The organism is Winogradskyella wichelsiae, from assembly GCF_013403925.1.
GTDB classification, from domain to species: Bacteria; Bacteroidota; Bacteroidia; order Flavobacteriales; family Flavobacteriaceae; genus Winogradskyella; species Winogradskyella wichelsiae.
This window is the reverse complement of the sequence record NZ_JABFDJ010000014.1, coordinates 1-2,500: the sequence shown is the minus strand read 5'-3', so window position 1 is coordinate 2,500 and position 2,500 is coordinate 1. Positions and strand designations below refer to the sequence as shown.

Sequence of the window (2,500 nt, the reverse complement as noted above, 5' to 3'; positions counted from 1 at the left end):
GTTGCTAGCAAGGTTAAGGACTTCAGGTCCGGATCCGTAGCGAAAGCGAGTCTGAATAGGGCGCTTTAGTTAGTAGTGGTAGACGCGAAACCGTGTGATCTACCCATGGGCAGGGTGAAGCTGTAGTAACATACAGTGGAGGCCCGAACCGGTTGACGTTGAAAAGTCTTCGGATGACCTGTGGGTAGGGGTGAAAGGCCAATCAAACTCGGAAATAGCTCGTACTCCCCGAAATGCATTTAGGTGCAGCGTTGATTTATAGTTTTATAGAGGTAGAGCTACTGATTGGATGCGGGGGCTTCACCGCCTACCAATTCCTGACAAACTCCGAATGCTATAAAATGTTAATCAGCAGTGAGGGCATGGGTGCTAAGGTCCATGTCCGAGAGGGAAAGAACCCAGACCATCAGCTAAGGTCCCCAAATATATGTTAAGTTGAATAAACGAGGTTGAACTGCTTAGACAGCTAGGATGTTGGCTTGGAAGCAGCCATTCATTTAAAGAGTGCGTAACAGCTCACTAGTCGAGCGGTTCGGCATGGATAATAATCGGGCATAAACATATTACCGAAGCTATGGACTTATTAATAAGTGGTAGGGGAGCATTGTAGTGTCGTCGAAGGTGAGTCGTGAGGCTTGCTGGAGAAGCTACAAAAGAAAATGTAGGCATAAGTAACGATAATGCGGGCGAGAAACCCGCACACCGAAAGACTAAGGTTTCCTCAGCTATGCTAATCAGCTGAGGGTTAGTCGGGACCTAACGCGAACCCGAAAGGGGTAGTGGATGGCCAACAGGTTAATATTCCTGTACCTGCTCACACTAAAAGTGACGGAGGCGAAAAGTTAGTGCGTACTGACGGAATAGTACGTTGAAGCGAGTGGTAACACCGCGATAGTACACTGAGACTTCGGTCAAGGTGATAATCTAGCAAATCGACTTCCAAGAAAAGCGAGTGAAGCAGCCCGTACCCTAAACCGACACAGGTAGTTGGGATGAGAATTCTAAGGTGCTCGAGAGATTCATGGCTAAGGAACTAGGCAAAATGGACGCGTAACTTCGGGAGAAGCGTCGCCCCCTTCTGGGGGGCCGCAGTGAAAAAGTCCAGGCGACTGTTTATCAAAAACACAGGGCTCTGCTAAATCGAAAGATGATGTATAGGGCCTGACACCTGCCCGGTGCTGGAAGGTTAAGTGGAGGGTTTAGAAGTTTACTTCGAAGATCTCAAATGAAGCCCCAGTAAACGGCGGCCGTAACTATAACGGTCCTAAGGTAGCGAAATTCCTTGTCGGGTAAGTTCCGACCTGCACGAATGGTGTAACGATCTGGACACTGTCTCAGCCATGAGCTCGGTGAAATTGTAGTATCGGTGAAGATGCCGATTACCCGCAGTGGGACGAAAAGACCCCGTGAACCTTTACTATAGCTTAGTATTGGCTTTGGATAAGTAATGTGTAGGATAGGTGGGAGACTTCGATCATGCGTCGCTAGGCGTGTGTGAGTCATTGTTGAAATACCACCCTTTGCTTATCTAGAGTCTAACCTCTAACCAGGGACAGTGCTTGGTGGGTAGTTTGACTGGGGTGGTCGCCTCCAAAAGAGTAACGGAGGCTTCTAAAGGTTCCCTCAGCACGGTTGGTAATCGTGCGTAGAGTGCAATGGCATAAGGGAGCTTGACTGAGAGACATACAGGTCGATCAGGTACGAAAGTAGAGCATAGTGATCCGGTGGTTCCGTATGGAAGGGCCATCGCTCAAAGGATAAAAGGTACTCCGGGGATAACAGGCTGATCTCCCCCAAGAGCTCATATCGACGGGGGGGTTTGGCACCTCGATGTCGGCTCGTCACATCCTGGGGCTGGAGAAGGTCCCAAGGGTTGGGCTGTTCGCCCATTAAAGTGGCACGCGAGCTGGGTTCAGAACGTCGTGAGACAGTTCGGTCTCTATCTACTGTGGGCGTTAGAAATTTGAGTGGATCTGACTCTAGTACGAGAGGACCGAGTTGGACGAACCTCTGGTGTACCTGTTGTTCCGCCAGGAGCATTGCAGGGTAGCTACGTTCGGAAGGGATAAGCGCTGAAAGCATATAAGCGCGAAACCCACCACAAGATGAGATTTCTTTTAAGGGTCGTGGAAGATGACCACGTTGATAGGCTATAGGTGTAAAGGCAGTAATGTCATAGCCAAGTAGTACTAATAACCCATAGGCTTATTGTACAGCGTTTTTTTATAAAAGTATACGTTACTAACTGATATCATGTAATTTTTTCAATATGTCAACAATATTAGTGTTGATTATTTATAACAACCCAAGTTCTGATTTGATCAGAATAACAATTTAAGGTGGTTATAGCGACGGGGCTCACCTCTTACCATTCCGAACAGAGAAGTTAAGCCCGTTTGCGCCGATGGTACTACTTTACTGTGGAAGAGTAGGTCGCCGCCTTTTTAAGAACCCTTACTAGATAACTAGTAAGGGTTTTTTGCTTTTATATCCTTTTTTA

At 47.6% G+C, this 2,500-nt stretch carries 2 rRNA genes (1 of these 2 cut by a window edge); both read left to right on the top strand.

Annotated elements, in window-relative coordinates:
- Nucleotides 1–2,213, top strand: a 23S ribosomal RNA gene (locus HM985_RS16705) (it extends 613 nt beyond the left edge of the window).
- Between the two features lie 122 nt (nucleotides 2,214–2,335).
- Nucleotides 2,336–2,445 (top strand): 5S ribosomal RNA (gene rrf / locus HM985_RS16700).
- Nucleotides 2,446–2,500: the final 55 nt, after the last annotated feature.